General features: G+C 74.9%; 11 protein-coding genes. 2 read left to right on the top strand and 9 right to left on the bottom strand.

The features are described from left to right. Positions 1 to 116 precede the first annotated feature (116 nt). The 4 genes from ACZ5VC_RS04465 to ACZ5VC_RS04450 form a co-directional block, all read right to left on the bottom strand. The gene (locus ACZ5VC_RS04465) at positions 117 to 1085 is read right to left on the bottom strand and encodes an ABC transporter ATP-binding protein (protein ID WP_469118586.1); all 969 of its coding nucleotides are present in this window, start codon (positions 1083 to 1085) and stop codon (positions 117 to 119) included. Then, on the bottom strand, positions 1082 to 3883 hold the full coding sequence (locus ACZ5VC_RS04460) for an ABC transporter permease (RefSeq protein WP_469118585.1): 2802 nt from the start codon (positions 3881 to 3883) through the stop codon (positions 1082 to 1084). The genes ACZ5VC_RS04465 and ACZ5VC_RS04460 overlap by 4 nt, the downstream gene beginning before the upstream one ends. Positions 3884 to 3954: 71 nt before the next feature. Then, entirely contained in the window at positions 3955 to 7239 is a 3285-nt protein-coding gene (locus tag ACZ5VC_RS04455) for an FtsX-like permease family protein (protein ID WP_469118584.1), read from the bottom strand. A gap of 146 nt (positions 7240 to 7385) precedes the next feature. Continuing rightward, positions 7386 to 7790 carry a globin gene (locus tag ACZ5VC_RS04450; protein ID WP_468706071.1) on the bottom strand — a complete coding sequence of 135 codons (405 nt, stop codon included), beginning with the start codon at positions 7788 to 7790 and terminating at the stop codon, positions 7386 to 7388. 116 nt (positions 7791 to 7906) lie between these two features. Here ACZ5VC_RS04450 and ACZ5VC_RS04445 point away from each other — a divergent pair, with 116 nt between their 5' ends. Continuing rightward, complete coding sequence (locus tag ACZ5VC_RS04445; RefSeq protein WP_469118583.1) at positions 7907 to 8929, top strand: methyltransferase domain-containing protein; 1023 nt, start codon at positions 7907 to 7909, stop codon at positions 8927 to 8929. Positions 8930 to 8998: 69 nt separating this feature from the next. On the opposite strand, the gene ACZ5VC_RS04440 is transcribed toward ACZ5VC_RS04445, so the two are convergent. The 4 genes from ACZ5VC_RS04440 to ACZ5VC_RS04425 form a co-directional block, all read right to left on the bottom strand. Then, on the bottom strand, positions 8999 to 10234 hold the full coding sequence (locus tag ACZ5VC_RS04440) for an FHA domain-containing protein (protein WP_469118582.1): 1236 nt from the start codon (positions 10232 to 10234) through the stop codon (positions 8999 to 9001). Between the two features lie 116 nt (positions 10235 to 10350). After that, the gene (locus ACZ5VC_RS04435; RefSeq protein WP_469118581.1) at positions 10351 to 11682 is read right to left on the bottom strand and encodes a vWA domain-containing protein; all 1332 of its coding nucleotides are present in this window, start codon (positions 11680 to 11682) and stop codon (positions 10351 to 10353) included. A gap of 67 nt (positions 11683 to 11749) precedes the next feature. Continuing rightward, positions 11750 to 13123 carry a protein phosphatase 2C domain-containing protein gene (locus ACZ5VC_RS04430; RefSeq protein WP_469118580.1) on the bottom strand — a complete coding sequence of 458 codons (1374 nt, stop codon included), beginning with the start codon at positions 13121 to 13123 and terminating at the stop codon, positions 11750 to 11752. A gap of 3 nt (positions 13124 to 13126) precedes the next feature. Next, entirely contained in the window at positions 13127 to 15580 is a 2454-nt protein-coding gene (locus ACZ5VC_RS04425) for a tetratricopeptide repeat protein (RefSeq protein ID WP_469118579.1), read from the bottom strand. Between ACZ5VC_RS04425 and ACZ5VC_RS04420 the strand changes: the two genes are divergently transcribed. Further along, on the top strand, positions 15570 to 15881 hold the full coding sequence (locus tag ACZ5VC_RS04420) for a hypothetical protein (RefSeq protein WP_469118578.1): 312 nt from the start codon (positions 15570 to 15572) through the stop codon (positions 15879 to 15881). The two genes, ACZ5VC_RS04425 and ACZ5VC_RS04420, sit on opposite strands and share 11 nt — an antisense overlap. 7 nt (positions 15882 to 15888) lie before the next feature. Here the strand turns inward: ACZ5VC_RS04420 and ACZ5VC_RS04415 are convergent, their stop codons facing one another. Further along, on the bottom strand, positions 15889 to 17214 hold the full coding sequence (locus ACZ5VC_RS04415) for a hypothetical protein (RefSeq protein ID WP_469118577.1): 1326 nt from the start codon (positions 17212 to 17214) through the stop codon (positions 15889 to 15891). Between the last annotated feature and the right edge of the window lie 48 nt (positions 17215 to 17262).

Here is a 17262-nt window from a genome sequence, read left to right as displayed (position 1 = left end):
CAGTGCGGCGCCCCCGCCTGCCTGCGTTCCGGCGTGTCCGGCCGGTGCCGGAAAGGTCCTGTTCCGCCGGCCCGCAGCCGTGCGGCGGGGGGCGCCGGGCGGGCCGGCCCACCCGGCTACGCTCCCGGCGTGTCCGGCCAGACGCCGATGTGGTCCTGTTCCAGCTCCAGCATCACCCGGTGTTCCATGCCAAGCGTCTCCGTGTACTCCGCCGGCAGCTGGAGTCGGCCCGCGCGGTCGAGCATCGCGTACTCACGGGCCACCACCGACTCCTGGCCCTCCTCGTCGACCTCCGTGCGGCGCAGGACCTCGGAGGAGGTGCGGCCGTCGCGGATGGCGACCGTGCGGCGGACCTGGGAGGCGACCGTCTGGTCGTGGGTGACGATCACGATCGTCGTGCCCAGCTCCTCGTTGGCCCGGCGGAACGCCGCGAACACCTGCTCCCCCGTCGCCGAGTCCAGCTCTCCGGTCGGCTCGTCGGCCAGCAGGACGGACGGCGCGTTCGCCAGCGCCACCGCGATCGCGACGCGCTGCTGCTGGCCGCCGGACATCTGGTGCGGCCGACGGTCGCGGCAGTCCGCGACCTCCAGCATCGCCAGCAGCGACTCCACCCGCTCGGCCTTCCTCTTCGAGCGGCCCCGCAACTGCATGGGCAGTGCCACGTTCTGGGCGGCCGTCAGATACGGCAGCAGATTGCGCGCGGTCTGCTGCCACACGAAACCGACCACCTCCCGCCGGTACCGCAGCCGCGCCTTCGCGTCCATGGCCAGCAGGTCGCAGCCCGCGACCTTCGCCGCCCCCGCCGTCGGCACATCCAGCCCCGCCAGGATGTTCATCAGCGTCGACTTGCCGCTGCCGGACGCGCCGACCAGCGCCATCAACTCGCCCTCCCGGACCAGCAGGTCGAGCCCCTGCAGCGCCTGCACCTCCACCCCGTCGGTCGTGAAGATCCGTACGAGGCGGTCGCAGGCGATCAGTGCGTCGTGTCCGTACGAGGGCCGGTGGCGCCGCGCCGTCGCCCGCCGCTCCAGCTCCGCCAAGGTCGTGCCCGCGCCCCCGCCCGCCCCTGCTCCCGTGCCGGTCATCGCATGTCTCCCGCCCTGAGTTCTCTGATCGATCCCCGTCGCGCCGCCCACCACGCCTGCCCCATCGCCGCCACGCCCGCCAGGACCACCACCCCGGCCGCCGGCAGGGCCAGCGACCACGGATCGGCGCGCAGCGGCACTCCGTCCGGGCCGCCGCTTCCCGCCGCCGTCGCCAGCGCGAGGCGGCCCAGGTCGATGCCGGGGGAGAGCAGCGCGATGGTCGCCCAGCCGACGAGTGTGCCGCCGACCGCCGCCAACAGCGCCTGCGGCACCGCTTCCAGGCCCAGGAGCCGCCGCCCCTGCCGGGCGGTCAGGCCCATCGTGCGCAGCCGTGCCAGCAGTGCGGCCCGCTCCGGGGAGGTCTGGAGCAGTGACAGCAGGACGGCCAGGAGGGCGTATCCCGCCCCGGCCCCGATCCCCGCCGCATAGATCCGCTCGGCGCCCGACTGCATCGGCGAGTCCACGAACGCCGCGCGCTGCTCGGTGCGCAGCAGCACGGTGAACGACGCGTCCTCGTCCCGTACCGCCGCCCGCAGCGCCGCCCCGTCCAGCGCGGGCCCGGTGGCCAGTACCGCTGTCGGTGCGCGATGGGTCAGATCGGCGGCGTTCACGAGCAGGAAGTCGGACCCCGGCACCGCCGGGGTCCGCGGGCGTACCGCCACGACCTTCACCGAGAAGTCCCCGGACAGCGACTCGATGGCCCCGGCGTCCCCGCCGAGCCGCTCGGCGACCGCCGGGGACGCGATGGCGGGCAGCACCCGGTCCTTCGCGCCGCGGCCACTGCCCGGCGGTCCCACCCCGCCCGTCCCCGTGGACCCGAGCGCGGCCGGCGGGAACGCGCCGAGCCCGGTGCGCCGGGCCAGCCGCGCGTACGACTCCGGCTCGACGCCGACCAGCGTCACGTTCCTGCCCTCCTGCGAACCGCCCTCCCGGGCCGGCAGCGCCACCCCGTACTCGATCTGGACGACCGTCAGGTCCCGTACGCCCGCCGACCCGCGGACCGCTTCCGCCAGACCGGCCGGCAGCGCCACCCCCTCACCGGGCCCCGTCACCCGCGCGTCCGCGCCGGTCGCCATGACCGCCGCCCGGTCACGCGCGTCCGACACGCCCGCGAGCACCGAACCGCCGAACGCCGCCGTCGTCAGCGCCACGAGCAGCGCCAGCAGCGGCAGCGCGCCCGTCGCCGACGAACGCCCGGCCCGCGCCAGCGACAGATAACCGACCGCGCCGCGCAGTCGGCGGGCCGGCCGGGCGGCCCAGCGCAGGGGCAGGGGATACAGCCGTACGAGAACGAGCGCGGCGATCAGCCCCACCAGAACCGGGGCCGCGCTCACCAGATGGTCACCCGCGTCACCCGTGCCCCGGCGGCGCAGCGCGGCGACCGCGCCGACGGCGAGGGCCAGCACGGTCAGTTCGACGACGGTACGGCGCCGGGACGGCCGGGCGGCGGCGAGGTCGTCGCGGCCGCCGTGCGTCCGCGGCCCGCGGTGCAGATGGACCGCGCGCAGCGGCAGCGCGGCGCACGCGACGAGGGTGACGGCCGCCGCGCCCATGAGCGCGGGCAGGAGACGGGCCTCTCCCACGGCGGCCACGGCCAGCAGCAGACCCAGGGCGGCGGCCGGGACCGCGACGACCGCGGTCTCGGCGAGCAGCCGTCCGCCGATGCCGGCCAGCGACCCGCCCCGGGAGCGCAACAGCGCCAGCTCGTCGGCGCGGCGCGCGGCGAGCAGCCCCCCGGACATGGCGAGGACCACGGCGGCGACCGCCCCGATTCCGAACGCGGCCACCGCGACCACCGGGGCGATCGACGTCCGCATCCCGCTGTAGCCGTCGAGGATCGTGCCCAGGCCGGTGGTGAGCGCGCCGGTGGTGCCGACCACCTCGCGGATCCGCAGCAGTTCGGGACCCGCGGACAAGGAGGCGATCGCGGCCGACAGCCCGGGCGCGTCCTGCGCGGTCAGCTGCCCGGCGTCGGGCGCGAGCCGCCAGTAGAGCTCCGGTTCGCCGGTGGTGGCGAGGAGGACGGGGGCCGCGTCGGGGGGCAGCAGCAACGCGGCCTGCCAGTAGAAGCGCGGGGCGTCGCTCGCCGGGAGCGCGGCGTAAGTAGGCGTGCGCAGCAGCGGCTCGACGGACCAGTAGCCGCCCTGCGGACGAAGGGGCTCCACAACGCCCGTGATCCGCACGGCGAGAGGCGTGGCACCGCTCGCCGGCACATGCACCACGGAACCGGCCTTCAGATGAAGGGCCTCGGCCGTACGGGCGGTGACCGCGGCCTCCACCTCGGTGGTGCCCGCGGACGTGCCGGGCCGCGCGAGGGGCAGCCGACCGGAGCGCAGCGTGGAGTGCCGGTCGAGCGCCGACCGGGTCGACAGGACGAACTGGGGCGGCAGGCCGTACGGCCTGGGCAGCCAGCCGTCCAGGCCCTCCAGCCGCTGCGCCGTCCGCACCCCGTGCGCCGATTCGGCGGGGTCCGTCCGGACCGGCGCGGGCAGCAGCCCGGTGATCGCCCGGTAGTCCCGCTCCAGCGGCGCGGCGCGCAGCGCTGCCTCACGGGCGGCCTGCGGATGCTCGAGCCCGAGGGGAGGGCTGGTCACTTCGAGGACGCTGGTGTGCGGGGCGGCGGTGCGGATGTCGTGCCGCAGGCCCTCGGTCTCGTACACGTCGACGGCGCGCGGCAGGGCGGCCGCGAGGAACGCCGTGAACAGCACGAGCAACGCGAACGCGCAGGCAGCCCCGGGTGCGGTCCGCAACCGGGTCCGCACCCAGGGCGCCACGACGGCAACGGGCTCGGGGCGCATCTCGGTTGCCTTCCCGGGGACAGAGGTGCGGAGCGGGGTGGGCCTTCGGCGACGCCACGGCGGTCCGCCCCTCACCGTGCCGCCCCCTGCCGCAGGCTCGCCACGGGGTCCGTGCGGCGCAGGGCGATCGAGGTGACGATCAGGAGCGGCAACGCGGCGACGCCCGTGAGGAGCAGGGCCACCTGGGCCGGGGGCAGTTCGACCAGGGCGCGGGGGACCGGCTGGGTCGCCTGGGAGGTGAGGAGCACCAGGGGGACCACCGCCCTGGTCAGTGCGGCGCCCAGGGCGACGCCCACCAGGAGGGCCACTCCCACCAGCAGGCCCTGTTCGGCCGCGATCAGTCTGGCCAGCTGGCGGCGGGGGGCGCCCAGCGCCCGCAGGACGCCGAACTCGGCCGACCTCTCCCGCGTCGAGCCCGCCGCGCTCACCGCGAAGCCGACCGCCGCCAGCGCCGCGGCGGCGGCGGCGACCGCCATCAGGGCCGAGCGCGGACCCGCGCCCAGCGGGTCGCCGAGCAGTTCGGTCGCGGTCTCGTCGCGGACCAGTACCTGTGCCGGGTCCGTGTCGGGCAGGGCCCGCAACGCCCCGGCGACCTCGGCCGCGCGGCCCGGCGCGGCGCTCAGCCACCACTCGTTGGGCGGCAGGGTGGCCGTCGGGTCGCGGCCGAGCAGCCGGTTCGCGGCGCGCAGGTCGAAGAGGATCGCGCCGCCCTCGTCGGGTGTGGCGGTCACGGACCCGCTCCGCGAGCCGGGTCCGGTGGTCGGCAGCCGGCGGACCGTGTCCACGACCTTCAGCCGCAACGCGTTCCCCCCGAGGGTGACATCGACGCTCTCGCCCTTCCTCGCCCCGGACGCGGCCATGAAGGCGTCCGTCGCGACCGCGCTCAGCGACGTGGGCGCCGCCGGCCGGGGCGCGGTGATCCGTACGCCGAAGTCCTGCTCCGCAAGGGAGGAGTCTCCCTCGGCGGTGATTACGAAGGAGACGCTCATCGGTGCCCCCGGGGCACCGAGGGCCAGCTGGGTCGGCGGCCGCTTCTGGCCGGACTCGCTCACCGTCAGGTGCGCCTGCCAGGCACCGAAGGCCCCGTCGGTGGGCACCCGCCGGTCGGCGTCCTGCGGAAGGGCGGCTCCGACCCGCCGCACGGTGAACCGGCGCTCGCCGCCGGGCGGCGCCTGCCCGTCCAGCTCGATGCCGGTCAGGACCAGTGGCCCCGCAGCCTTGCCGCCGGCCTCCGCGACCAGGGGCACGGTGAGCCGGTGCACCCGGCCGTCCCCCGGCAGTCGCCCCGCCACCTGCCGGTACGGAATTCCGTAGCGGTCCTCCACCACGGCCGTGACCACCGGCGCAGAGGTCGCGGACGGCGAGGCGAGCCGCAGATCCAGCGTCAGCCCCCTCGTCCCCTCGGGCAGCGGGAGTCCGCTCACGGCCTGCTTCGCAGGGGTGAGGGCGCCGAGCACGGCGGCGGGCGGCCGGTCCGTGAGATCGCGGCGCAGCAGCATCCGCTCGTCGGCGTGCTCGGTGTCCAGGGCGAGTACGGTCGCGGTGCGGTTCCCGGACAGCTCCATCGTGCCCCGGTGAGCCGGCGCCGCCCCCCTCACGCCGGGGAGCGTCGCGTACCGCCCGGCCTCGCCCGGGTCCGTCCCCCGGCCGCCGAGCACCCGGACGGAGGCACCGGTCCTGAAGTCCGCCTGGTCGTCCTGGGACCGGTCCCACGACGCGCTCTGGCCGATCGCCAGCATTCCCATCGCCACCGCCAGGACGAGCAGCAGCACGGGCCCCGCGCCGCGCAGCGGACGGCGGCTGAACTGCCAGCCCGCGAGCGCCGTCGGCAGCCCCCGCCCGCCCGCCGCCCACCGCTCGGCGAGGCGCGCGGCGGGAGGCAGGAGCCTCAGGGTCAGTACGGTTCCGGCCAGCAGCGCCAGCGCCGGGGCGGCCACCAGCACGGGGTCGATGCCGAGCCCGCCGTCCCGGTCACCGCTGAGCGCCCCGCCGCCGGACGCGCCGGTCTGCCGGTCCAACTGCCAGTAGGCGACGCCGGCGACCACGAGCAGGCCGACGTCCGCCCCGGCCCGTACGGGGGCGGGCAGCGCGGCGGCCCGGGCGCGGGCACCGCCCCCCGAGCCGAGCGCGGGTGCCACGACGGCGGCCGCGCAGCAGACGGCGACCGCGACGGCCACCAGCCACACCTGCCCCGCCGGGGCGTCGTCGAGCCGCAGACCGATCCGGCCGAGCGAGGAATGCCCGACGAGGAGGCGGGTCAGCGGCCCCGCGAGCAGCGGCGCGGCCAGGGCGGCCGGCAGGGCGAGGAGGAGCGCCTCGACGGCGGCGAGCGAGGCGATCCGGCGGCGCGAACCGCCCCTCGCGCGCAGCAGTTCCGTCTCGCCGGACCGCTCCGAGCCGAGCAGCCGGGCCACCAGCAGCAGCGCGTACGCGGCGAGCATCACCAGCTGCACGGCCACGATCATCAGGGTGGAGCGGGCGACGAGCAGTGCCCGCCGCGTCTGGTCGAGCACGGTCGGCAGCGACGTCCGGGCGGTGACCTGCGCACCGAACGCGGTGTCGGCGGCGAGCGCCTTCGGTCCGTCCGTGGACGCGGCCCGCAGGGCGTCCATCCGGTCGGTCGTGACGGCGGTGAAGTCGGCGACGGCCAGCCAGGAGGTCTCGCCGGAGCTGATCCGGCCGGAGCCGAGGGCCGCCGGGTCGGTGAGCAGCGGGCCGTACGTCGTGAAGACCACCGTCCGCACACCGCGGCCACCGAGCACGTCCAACTGCCAGTACGGATCGGTGAGATCGGCCGGGCGGTAGACCCCGGTGATGTCGGCCCTCACCGGGCGGCCACCGAGCCGGTCGGTCAGGTCGAGCCGCCCGCCGGGCGCGAGCCCGAGCCGCCGCGCGGCCTCCTCGGGCAGCGCGACGTGTACGGAACCGGCCGCCCCGGCCGTCGGCCACCCGCCGCGCACCAGCCGGACCCGGGAGCGGTCCAGGGCGGCGAAGTGGGTGAGATCCGGCTCGCCCCCGCGCGCGGCCGGCGGCTGGAGGGAGCGCGGCAGGGCATAGGGACCCGAACGCTCCAGCTTCCGCACGGTCACCGGCAGTCCCTCGAAGGTCCTGCGGGCGCCCTCGTGGGCGGCCCGGTCCGCCGACTCGCGCCGGTCGTCCGGGACTTGGCCGCTCACCACGAGCGCGGCCGAGGGCGCGGCCCTCCCCTCCAGGGTGCTGCGGAGCGCCGCGTCCCCCACGGAGCCGGAGAAGCCGGCGAGGGCGGCGAGCACGGAGGTGGTGAGCAGGACGGCGAGGAGGGCGGCGGCCAGCAGCAGCCGGTGCGCTCTGACCCGTAGAAGTACGAACCCCGTCACCCGTCCCCCTGAAGCATCGAACTTTCGATCGATGCTTTCAGAGGGCGTCGGCCCCTGGAAACCGCTTACACCGGGACCTTGACTCGATCGTGACCGTATCCGGCGCCGGAGGACCGCATTCCGCGCCCCGGCCCCGCGGGACGGCCTCAGCCGTCGGTGTTGACCATCGACGCGGCCGCGTAGGTGAGGTAGTTCCAGAGCTGCTCCTCGTGCTCCGGAGACAGCCCCAGCTCGTCCACGGCCTCCCGCATGTGGGTCAGCCACGCGTCATGGGCCGCCCGGTCCACCGTGAACGGCGCGTGGCGCATCCGCAGCCGGGGGTGACCGCGGTGGTCGCTGTAGGTGCGGGGCCCGCCCCAGTACTGGATCAGGAACAGGACGAGCCGCTCCTCGGCCGGACCCAGGTCCTCCTCCGGGTACATGGGCCGCAGCAGCGGGTCCTCCGCGACGCCCTGGTAGAAGCGGCGGACGAGACGACGGAAGGTCTCCTCGCCGCCGACCTGCTCGTAGAAGGTCTGCTCCTGAAGCGTGCCGCGCGGAATCTTGTTCACCCGTCCATCGTCTCAGACGCACCGGCCGAGGACCGGGGGACTAGGACCACCGCCGCCCGGGACTGTCAGGTCGAGGCGTACTCGCCATGCCCGCCCCCACGCAGGAGAGTGGAGGCATGGGCGCACAGGTGGACGTGTTCGCCGAGGCCGGGGCGCGAGCCCGGCGGGCACTCGTACGGGAGATCGCGGAGGCCGGGGCCTTGCCGGACCCCGCCTGGCGGGCCGCGTTCGAAGAGGTGCCGAGGCACCTCTTCGTCCCGTACTACTTCGTCAGCGGCATCTCCATGGGCGGCACCGGCGGCTTCGAGCGGCTGTGGTGCGAGGACCCGGTGCCCCAGCGGCGGGAGCGCTGGCTGCGCGGCGCCTACCGGGACGAGCCGCTGGCCACGCGCGTGCGCGACGGGGAGCTGCTCTCCTCCAGCAGTCAGCCGTCCCTCATGGCCGAGATGCTGGACGCGCTGGAGGTACGGGACGGGCACACCGTCCTGGAGATCGGCGCCGGGACCGGGTACAACGCCGCCCTGCTGTGCCACCGGCTCGGCGAGGAGCGGGTGACGACGGTCGACCTCGAACCCGAGATCACCGAATCGGCCCGCTCGCACCTGGCGGCGGCCGGATACCGCCCCCATGTGGTCACCGGGGACGGCGCGCGCGGCTGCCCCGCGCGGGCGCCCTTCGACAGGATCATCGCGACCTGCACGCTGCCGTCCGTGCCGCCCTCCTGGCTGCGGCAGTGCCGGCCCGGCGCACGGATCCTCGCCCCGCTGTCCACCGGTCTGATCCGGCTGCGGGTACGGGACGCCGAGCACGCCGAGGGGCGCTTCCTGCCCGGCCCGGCGTATTTCGTCCCGCTGCGCGGAGCGACCCCGCCCGCCCCGAGGAGCAGGCTCGCGGGGATGCCCCGTCGCGCGGCGGAGAACGAGCTGTTCCACTTCCTGCTCACCCTGACGGCCGGGAGCCTCGACCCGCACGAGGCGCTCTCGCTCTGGCAGGGCGAGGGGCGGCCGCGGCGGGACCGGTTCGGCGTCACGGTCAGCGGTGGACGGCAGTGGGCGTGGCTGGACGATCCCGAGGGGCCCTATGTCTGGCCCCTCGGGGTGACGCCGCCCGACCAGCACCCTTTCGACTACGACCGCTGAGCGCGGACCGCCGAGTGCTGACCGGCGGGCGTCGGGTGCTGACCGCCGAGCGCACGGCGCCGGGCGTGGTCAGCCGCGGCGGATCGTGATCGTCGTCCAGGCGCCGACGTGGACCCGGTCGCCCTCCTGGAGCGGATGGGGCACGTACGGCTGGATCGGGTCCTCGCCGCCGTTGATCGTCGTGCCGTTGGTGGAGTTCTGGTCCACCACCGCCCACGACCCGTCGGGCTGCTGCATCAGGACCGCGTGCTGGTGCGAGACGCCCGGGTCCTCCGGCGGCACGGACAGATCGATGTCGGGGGACTCGCCGGTGGAGTGCCGGCGGCGGCCGATGGTGATCTGTTCGCCGGAGAGCGGCAGATGCTGCTCGGGGGAGTACGCGGGGAGGTTCAGCCCGGCGGCCTCGGGACCGCTGCGCTGCATCATCGCCATGAAGTAGTCGCGGTCGGGCCCCACGACGGCCGTCCAGCCCGCGGGGGCGTTCTGGTACTGCGGCTGCTGCGGTGCCTGCTGGTGCTGCGAGCTCTGCTGATGCGACTGCTGCTGGTGTTGCGGCTGCTGGTGCGGCTGGTGTTGCTGGTGCGACGGAGGCGGCAGCATCCAGTCGTCCCCACCGCCCGTCGGCTGGGGCTGCTGGGGCTGCTGGGGGTACGGCGCCGGGGGCTGCGGCGGTGCGGGCGGTCCCGGCTGCTGAAGGAACGGCGCCGGCGGCGGCCCCTGCTGGAACGCCTGTTGCGGCTGCCCCTGACGCGCTTGCTGTCCCTGATGCCCCTGGTGCCCGGGCTGACCCGGCTGCCCCGGGTGTCCGTGCTCCGCCGGACGGCCCGACGGGTCGTTCGACAGCGGCTCGGCCGGCCGGTTCATCTGCGAGGGACGGGAGCTCTGGTACTCGAACGGGTCCGGCCGGCGCGACGGCTCCTGCTGCTGGGGCTGGAAGCCCGGCGGCAGATTCAGTCCGGGCAGCGGGCCGCCGGGGCCGCCCTGCCCCTGGCCCTGACCGTGCGACGGCAGCGGGTTGTACGACGTCGCCGTATTGGTGAGGAAGTTCCAGCGGCACTCCTCGCAGAACGGCGCCCCGGTCTCGCGCGGGGTGCGGCACTGCGGGCAGAGCTCCGCCTGCGCGGTCGCGTCGGGGTCCCCAGGCCTGGCGAAGTTGCCGCCGGGTCCGGGATAGCCGTAGGCGGGCGGAGGCGGGGGAGGCGGCGGAACCGCACCCGCAGGCGCACCCGCCCCGGCCATGCGATGGCCGCAGACCTCGCACCAGTCGTCGGAAACCGACTGGTGTCCGTTCGGGCAGGTCGGCATGTCGGTGCATCCCCCTCTCGCTGTCCGGCCGGCGGCCGGACCGTCGCTGCTCATGTCGTCGCTGTGTACCGCGTACTGCTCTTCTTGCTTCTACCGCTGGTGAGGCGTGTGCCGCGCTACTGCTTCTTGACGCGCACCGTCTTGGTCGAGCGCGTCTCGAGAGTCATCTCGTCCGCTTCCGCGACTTTCGCCTTCAGTCGCACAGTACCGGTCGCCGCATCGACGACATCCACCACCTTCGAAAGGAGTTTCGCGGTGTCCTCGTTCCCCGAGGCGGCCGCGAGCTGCACCGCGCGCCCGAGCTTCGCGGTGGCGTCGGGGAAGTCGCCCGACTTGCGGGCGTCCAGGCCCTGTTGGATGACCTGCGCCAGTTCCGCCTGGCCCGTGTAGTGCGCCACCTGAGGGTTGATGGAGGTGGACGCGGCCATGTCCTCCGTCCACACCGCCCGCACCAGCCCCTGCGACAGCGTCTGCGGGGTGCCGGCCCCCGACGGGTCGGGAAGGATCAGCGAGACCCTGGCCGCCAGCATCTCCTGCCCGATCCCCGCCTCGGGCACCTGCACGCAGACGTGGTAGTCGCGGGACTCGTCGCCCCACGAACCGGTCGGATAGTCACCGGCCCGCGGGCCGGCCTCCGTACGCCGGCCGGTCAGGTCCTCGACCGTCGGCGCCACCTGCTTCACGAACTTGATCTCCACGCCGACGGGCGTCCAGAGCCGCAGCGAGACATCCGCGACCTCCTTGCCCATCGCGTCCTCCATCATCCGCGTGAAGTCCGCCGCAAGGCCGGACGGGTCGGCGACGATGTCGGCCGTGCCGAGCAGTGCCGACGCGATGCCGGTGACCTCCTTGACCTCCCAGTCGGTCCCCACGCCCCGCGCGTCACAGGTGAAGCGCCCGGCGCAGGCCTCCAGGGCGGCCCGCAGGTCCTCCGGCGACTCGTGCTCGTTGCGGCCGTCGGTGAGCAGGATGCCGTGCCGGATGGCGGCGGGGTCGGAAGTGGACAGCAGCCGGTCCGCGAGACGCAGCCAGGTGCCGATCGCCGTTCCGCCGCCCCCGGTCAGCTTGCGCAGCGCCTCCTTGGCCTGCGCCCGGGTCTGCGGATCGGCGGTGGCGAGCCGGCCGTTGCCCGGATAGACCTCCTTCGCCAGATGGGTGCCCCCGACCACCGCGAACGCGACGCCGTCGCGCAGGGTGTCGATCGCGGCGGCGGTGGCGTCCCGGGCGTTGCGCATCTTGGTCGGGGGATATTCCATCGAGCCGGAACAGTCCACCATGATCACCACGGCGGCGCCGGAGCCCGCGTGCGCCGGCCCGCCGACCGTGCCGCCGCCGGTCGAGGTGACCGTGACGATCGCGTTGACCTCGCGCCCGCCCTCCGGCAGGTACTCGTTCTGGTACACGTCCACCGAGAATCGCGGCACGTTCGACTTGGAGAAGTTCGCCATCTGATCGGCTCCTCGGTACCTGGTACTCCGTACAACAGAAAGAAAAGACAAGGACGTTGCAGGCGGCTCAGGCCGATCCTGCCCCTTGCGGCTCCATGGCGAACGGCAGCAGCGCCACTGTTACGTTGTCGTGGCCGCCCCCGTCGAGCGCGTGGCCCACCAGCACCTGCGCGGCGCCCAGCGGCCGGCCGGCGGCGTCGGGCGGCAGCACCCGGGCCATCTCCTCGGCGGCCTCGGCGTAGTTCCACAGACCGTCCGTGCAGACGACGACGACACCGGACCGGTCCGGTTTGAAGGCCGCGGTGTGCGGATCCAGTTCGTACGCGTCCGCTCCCAGCCAGCCCGTGATGGCGTGGGCCCGTTCGTCCGCGTACGCCTCCGCCTCGTTCATCAGGCCCGTCGCGACCATCTGCGCGGCCCAGGAGTCGTCCTCGGTGAGCCGGGCCGGGGGGGCGGAGCGGTCGTCGGGGACCCAGTAGGCGCGGCTGTCGCCGACCCAGCCGACGATCAGCAGCCCGCCGGCGACGACCGAGGCCACGATCGTGCACGCCGGTGCGTTCTGGTGCCGGTGCGGGTCGTGCTCCATGGCCTGGGCCGGGTCCTCGGCCAGCGTGTTGACCGCCTCGGCGGCGGCGAGGATCGCCTCGTGCATCGCCTGCTGGGGGTGGGTGCCGCGGGGCAGGGCGGCCAGGAGCGACTCGTTGGCGGCGCTCGCGGCGGCGGCCGACGCCTCGTCCGGCCGGGTCGCCGAGGACACGCCGTCGCAGACGACCGCGACCACGGCCGGCGAACCGTCCGGCAGAGCGGTGGAGGACACCGCGAACGCGTCCTCGTTGCGGTGGTGGCGCAGACCGCGGTCGCTGACGGCGGCGACGGAGTCGAGCTCCCGCTCCATGTGGTCGCGCTCGCGCGGCTGGGCGTGGCCGCAGTTCTCGCAGTAGCCGTCGGTGTCGACCCGGCCGGCCCGGCAGGCGACGCAGAGCTTGCCGCCGGCGGGCGCGGGCGCGGTCGGGGCGGCGGTGTGCTCGGCGCTCCGGGGGTCGGCGGCAGGTGCCGGTGCCGGGGCGGCGAGGGGGAAGTCGCCGTCGGCTCCCTCGGGCGCCGGTGCGGCGGGGTCGTCGTGCCGGACCGCGGACTGGAGGTCCCGGCCGCCCGAGTCGGTACCCGGCAGATCGCCCGGCGACTGGGTGGGCGCCGAGGTCTCCGAACTGCCCCGTTCGGCCGCCTCGGGCCACTCCGCCGGTGAAGCCGGGGAGACGGGCGGGGCCGCCGGGGGCGTGGGCGGCGGGGTCCCGATCACGACGGTCGGGCGGTCCTGCCCCGACACGGGCGCGGCCGACAGGTCGAACCCGCACGCCCCGCAGAACAGGTCACCCGACTCCAACGGCTCCTCGCAGTTGGGGCAGGTCGACCGGGCAGACAGCTGGTCCATCTGGGACATCACTCACACCCACGTCCGGGGGCGGAAACGGTTGGCCCGCTCCACCAGTTCGATCCTCTCCTCGCCGCGCTGAGCGAGCCGGGCGAGCACCCGGTACGAGCGTTCAAGGCCGAAGCGCAGGCCGCGCTCGTCCAGCTCACTGCCGAGCAGCGGAGTCTGTGCGGGCCGTGCTCCGGGACTACCGGAGAGTACCCAGTCCAGCGCCGTCCCCAGTACCTCCGTCGACAACTGCTCCCGGCGTACCGCGTCCAGGCCGAACGCCCGCAGGGCGGTCACCTGTGCGGCAGCGGCCGTCAGATCGTCGATCAGCGGCTCGTGCGGCGCGCGCCGGCGCAGCCGGGCACGGACGGCGGCGACCCGCGCCGCCGTGTAGTGGATGGACGCCTCCGGTACGGACTCCAGGGTGCGTACGGCTCCGATCCGGTCCCCGGCGGCCAACTGCACGCGGGCCAGCCCGAACGCGGCGCTCACATAGCTCGGGTCGGTCGCCCAGACGAGGCGGTAGTACTCGGCCGCGTTGTCCAGCTGGCCGAGGACCTCCGCGCAGACGCCGAGGGCCAGCTTGGGGGCCGGCTCACCGGGGAAGGCGTCGTAGACCGCGTCGAAGGAGAGCGCGGCGCTCTCGTTGTCGCCGGTCGCGAGGGAGGCGACGCCGCGGTACCAGACGACCCGCCAGTCGTCCGGATGCCTGGCCTCCAGGGCGGCCAGGGCCTCGGCCGCGGTGGCCAGTTCGTCCATCTCGAGCCGGGCGCGCAGCTCCCGGAGCCGGCGCTCCAGGGAGTCGGCGGGCGCCGACTGCAGGGCGGTGATCAGCTCGGAGGGCGCGGCGGCCATGAGACCGGCGAGGAACCCCGCGTTGGGGTCGTTCGGGTCGACGTGCGGAACGGGCAGTGCGAGCGAGGTCGCCCGCGCGTCGATCGCGGCGAGCAGCGGTCCGGCCGGCGGTGTGCCGTACGTCCCGGCCCCGGGGCCGGTCGTGCCAGGGAGCCCGGGGTTTCCCGGCCCGGCCGCGCCCGGCAACCCGGGGGCGCCGACCGGGCCGTAACCGCCCGGGCGGGGTGACACGGCGACGCCACCCGCGCCCGTGCCGGCCGGCCCCGGGCCGGTACCGGGAAGACCCGGTGCCACCCCGCCGTAACCGGCCCCAGCACCCGCCGCGCCCGGCAGGCCGGCCGCGCCCGGACCGCCCACGTCCACGGATCCCGGTGCGCCCGCACCCGCCGCGGCCCGCGTCCGGCCGAACAGGCCCCGGCCCGCCGGTGTCGTCCGCGCGCCGAGCGCGGAGACCTCGCCCGTCAGTTCCGCGAACAGCTCCGTGTCCGTCACCCGCAGCTCCGCGCCGAACAGCGTCGACAGCGCCGGCCTCGGCCGGCCCGTCTGAAGCGCGACGACCTCCCGCAGCACACCCGTCAGCTGCTCGGCCATCTCCTGCGCGGAGGCGAACCTGCGTGCCGGGTCCGGGTCCGTGGCGCGTACCAGGAGCCGGTAGAAGGACTCGTAGGTCCGGAAGACCTCGATGTGCTCCGGGTCCGGCAGGGAGTCCACGAACACGTTCGTGTAGCCCTGGAAGTCGAAGGTCAGGACCGCCAGCGTCCGCGCCACCGTGTACAGGTCGGAGGCGACCGACGGGCCGACCTCCGCCACCTCGGGGGCCTGGTAGCCGACCGTGCCGTAGATCGCGGACTCGTCGTCGTCGACCCTGCGCACCGCGCCCATGTCGATCAGCTTGAGCTCGTCCTGGCTCTGGATCGCGTTGTCGACCTTGAAGTCGCAGTAGAGCAGGTTCCGGCTGTGCAGGTGCCCGAGCGCCTCCAGCGCCTCGATCCCGTACGCGCAGGCCTGTTCGACCGGCAGCGGGTCCCGCTTGCCGGACGGGTCGCGGCGCTCGTTGGCGATCTCCTTGAGCGACTTCCCGCCGACGTACTCCATGACGATGTAGCCGTCGAGCGAGCCGGTGCGCTGGTCGAGGTGTTCCACGAAGTTGTAGATGCGGACGATGTTGGAGTGCTCGATCTCGGCGAGGAAACGCCGTTCCGAGATCGCCGCCGCCATGGCGTCCTGGTCGCCGGTGTCGAGAAGGCCCTTGAGGACCACCCACCGGTCGGCGACGGCCCGGTCGATCGCGAGATAGATCCAGCCGAGACCGCCGTGCGCCAGACAGCCCGCGACCTCGTACTGCCCGTGCACGATGTCGCCGGACCGCAGCTTCGGCACGAAGGAGTACGGGTGGCCGCACTTGGTGCAGAACCCTTCCGTACGGCCGGGCCGGTCCCCGCGCGCGCGTCCCACCGGGGCCCCGCAGTCCGAACGCGAGCAGAAACGCTTCCGCTCGGGGACCTCCGGGTTGGCCATCACCGCCGAGTGCGGGTCGGGACGCGGCACCTCCGGTACGGAGACGAGCCCGGCACCCAGCCTGCCCCGGCCCGACTGACCGGTGGCGGAGCCGGTGCTGCGCACCGAGACGGACCGGGAGGACACCGACCCCGAGAGCGAGCGCGAGAGCCGACCGGAGACCGAGCGCCGCGACGTGGACGAGCGCGACGAGCGCGACGTCGAGGAACGCGACGAGGCACCCGAGGACGCGTGGGAACCGCTGCGCGCCGAGCTGCTGTTGCTGCCCTTGCCGCCGACGGTCATCCCGGTGGGCGGCGAGCTGATCATGCCGCCCGGCGCGACGACCGGGGCGAGGCCGCAGGTGTCGCAGTACATCTCGCCGCCGCCCATGTCCTCGTACGAGCCCTCGCACGCGGGGCGCTGACATGTGCTCACTGACTCCCCCAACCGTCACCGGACCCGCCGTCGCCGGCCCGGGTGTCCCTCGGTCCCGAAAGGACCTCCGCGGCCGCCTGCTGGAACCGCAGCACCGCCTGTTCGGCGACGCGCAGATCGCACGGCGCGCTCCACAGCATCCGGCGCGCCGCGTCGTACCGCTCGATCAGCAGCGGATCCTCCGCCATGCCGTGCCGGGCCACCTTCGCCTTGTACGCGTCGAGGCGGCCGCGCAGCTCGGCACGGACCGCCAGCGGCGCCGTGACCGCCGTCAGCGACTCACGGGCGCGCAGCAGTTCCTCCTCGGCCTCGCGCTCCAGGGAGTCCAGGAGCGGGGAGAGCCGGTGCCACTGGGCGTGTCTGCGGTACTCGGCCGCAGTGGCGAGCCGCTCCTGCAGGGCCGTCGACGGGCCGCTCACGGCGGGCACCTCGGACGCGGCGATCTTCGCCAGCACCTCGCCGCGCGCCGAGCGGGCCTCGGCGAGGGTCCGGTCCGCCCGGGAGAGCACGTCCCGCAGGCGCAGCAGCCGGTCCTCGGAGTCCTGCCGCACGGCGAGGACCGCCTCGATCTCCCGTCGCACGTCCTCCAGGGCGCGGGCCGCGCGGTCGTAGCGGTCGGTGTCCGGGCGTCCGCCGCCCGGCGCCGAACTGCCCATAGCGGGCCGCCAGAACGCGAGCGGGTCGGTCACCACCTGCGCGCGCAGGGTGGTCAGTTCATGGGTGATCGACTCCAGGTCGTCGCCGGCCGGGTGCTCCCCGGGCCGGACGCCGACGGAGTGCGCGAGCGAGCGGGTGCGCCCGAGCTCGGCGGCGAGCAGGTCTATCCGGGCCGGCAGCGCGGACCAGACCGCGTCGGCGGTCACCACCATGTCCAGCGAGGACGCGTACAGCTCGTTCATCCGGCTCACCAGCCGCTCCAGCGTGAACCGCTCGGAGAGCCGGGCGGGCCCGGTGATCGAGGGCGCCGGACGCGCGGCGGTGCCGGAGACCACGACGGACTCGCCGCGCAGCCGCTCGGTCAGCTCGACCAGGTCCTCGCGGTTCGGCCAGCGCCGCCGCGCCCGCAGCTCACGGGTCCCGGTCAGCGCGTCGGTGTACGCGTCGAAGTACGACCAGAGCAGGGTGATGGTCTGTTCGGTGGTGGCCCAGCGGTCCTTGGTGACACCGGTCAGCTCGGCCCCTTCGAGGAGCCTGCGCCCGGCGTGGTCCTGCAGCGCGAGGAGCGAGTCCTCGATCGCCTTGTGCTCCGCGTCGAGCCGCGCCAGCGCACGGTCCACCTCGTCCCGGTCCATCACCGGCCCGGGGGGTCCCGTGACGCCCATCGATCACCTCTCCGCTCTTGCCGTCACCGTCATGCTGCCTGGGTCGAA

This window comes from Streptomyces sp. NPDC033174 (assembly GCF_055577795.1).
This window is presented reverse-complemented; position numbering and strand designations above follow the sequence as displayed.

Excerpts from the sequence above, each read along its gene's own strand:
- ACZ5VC_RS04465 (WP_469118586.1), bottom strand. The coding sequence starts at position 1,085 with ATGACCGGCACGGGAGCAGGGGCGGGCGGGGGCGCGGGCACGACCTTG.
- ACZ5VC_RS04460 (WP_469118585.1), bottom strand. The coding sequence starts at position 3,883 with ATGCGCCCCGAGCCCGTTGCCGTCGTGGCGCCCTGGGTGCGGACCCGG.
- ACZ5VC_RS04445 (WP_469118583.1), top strand. The coding sequence starts at position 7,907 with ATGGGCGCACAGGTGGACGTGTTCGCCGAGGCCGGGGCGCGAGCCCGG.
- ACZ5VC_RS04440 (WP_469118582.1), bottom strand. The coding sequence starts at position 10,234 with ATGCCGACCTGCCCGAACGGACACCAGTCGGTTTCCGACGACTGGTGC.
- ACZ5VC_RS04435 (WP_469118581.1), bottom strand. The coding sequence starts at position 11,682 with ATGGCGAACTTCTCCAAGTCGAACGTGCCGCGATTCTCGGTGGACGTG.
- ACZ5VC_RS04430 (WP_469118580.1), bottom strand. The coding sequence starts at position 13,123 with ATGTCCCAGATGGACCAGCTGTCTGCCCGGTCGACCTGCCCCAACTGC.
- ACZ5VC_RS04415 (WP_469118577.1), bottom strand. The coding sequence starts at position 17,214 with ATGGGCGTCACGGGACCCCCCGGGCCGGTGATGGACCGGGACGAGGTG.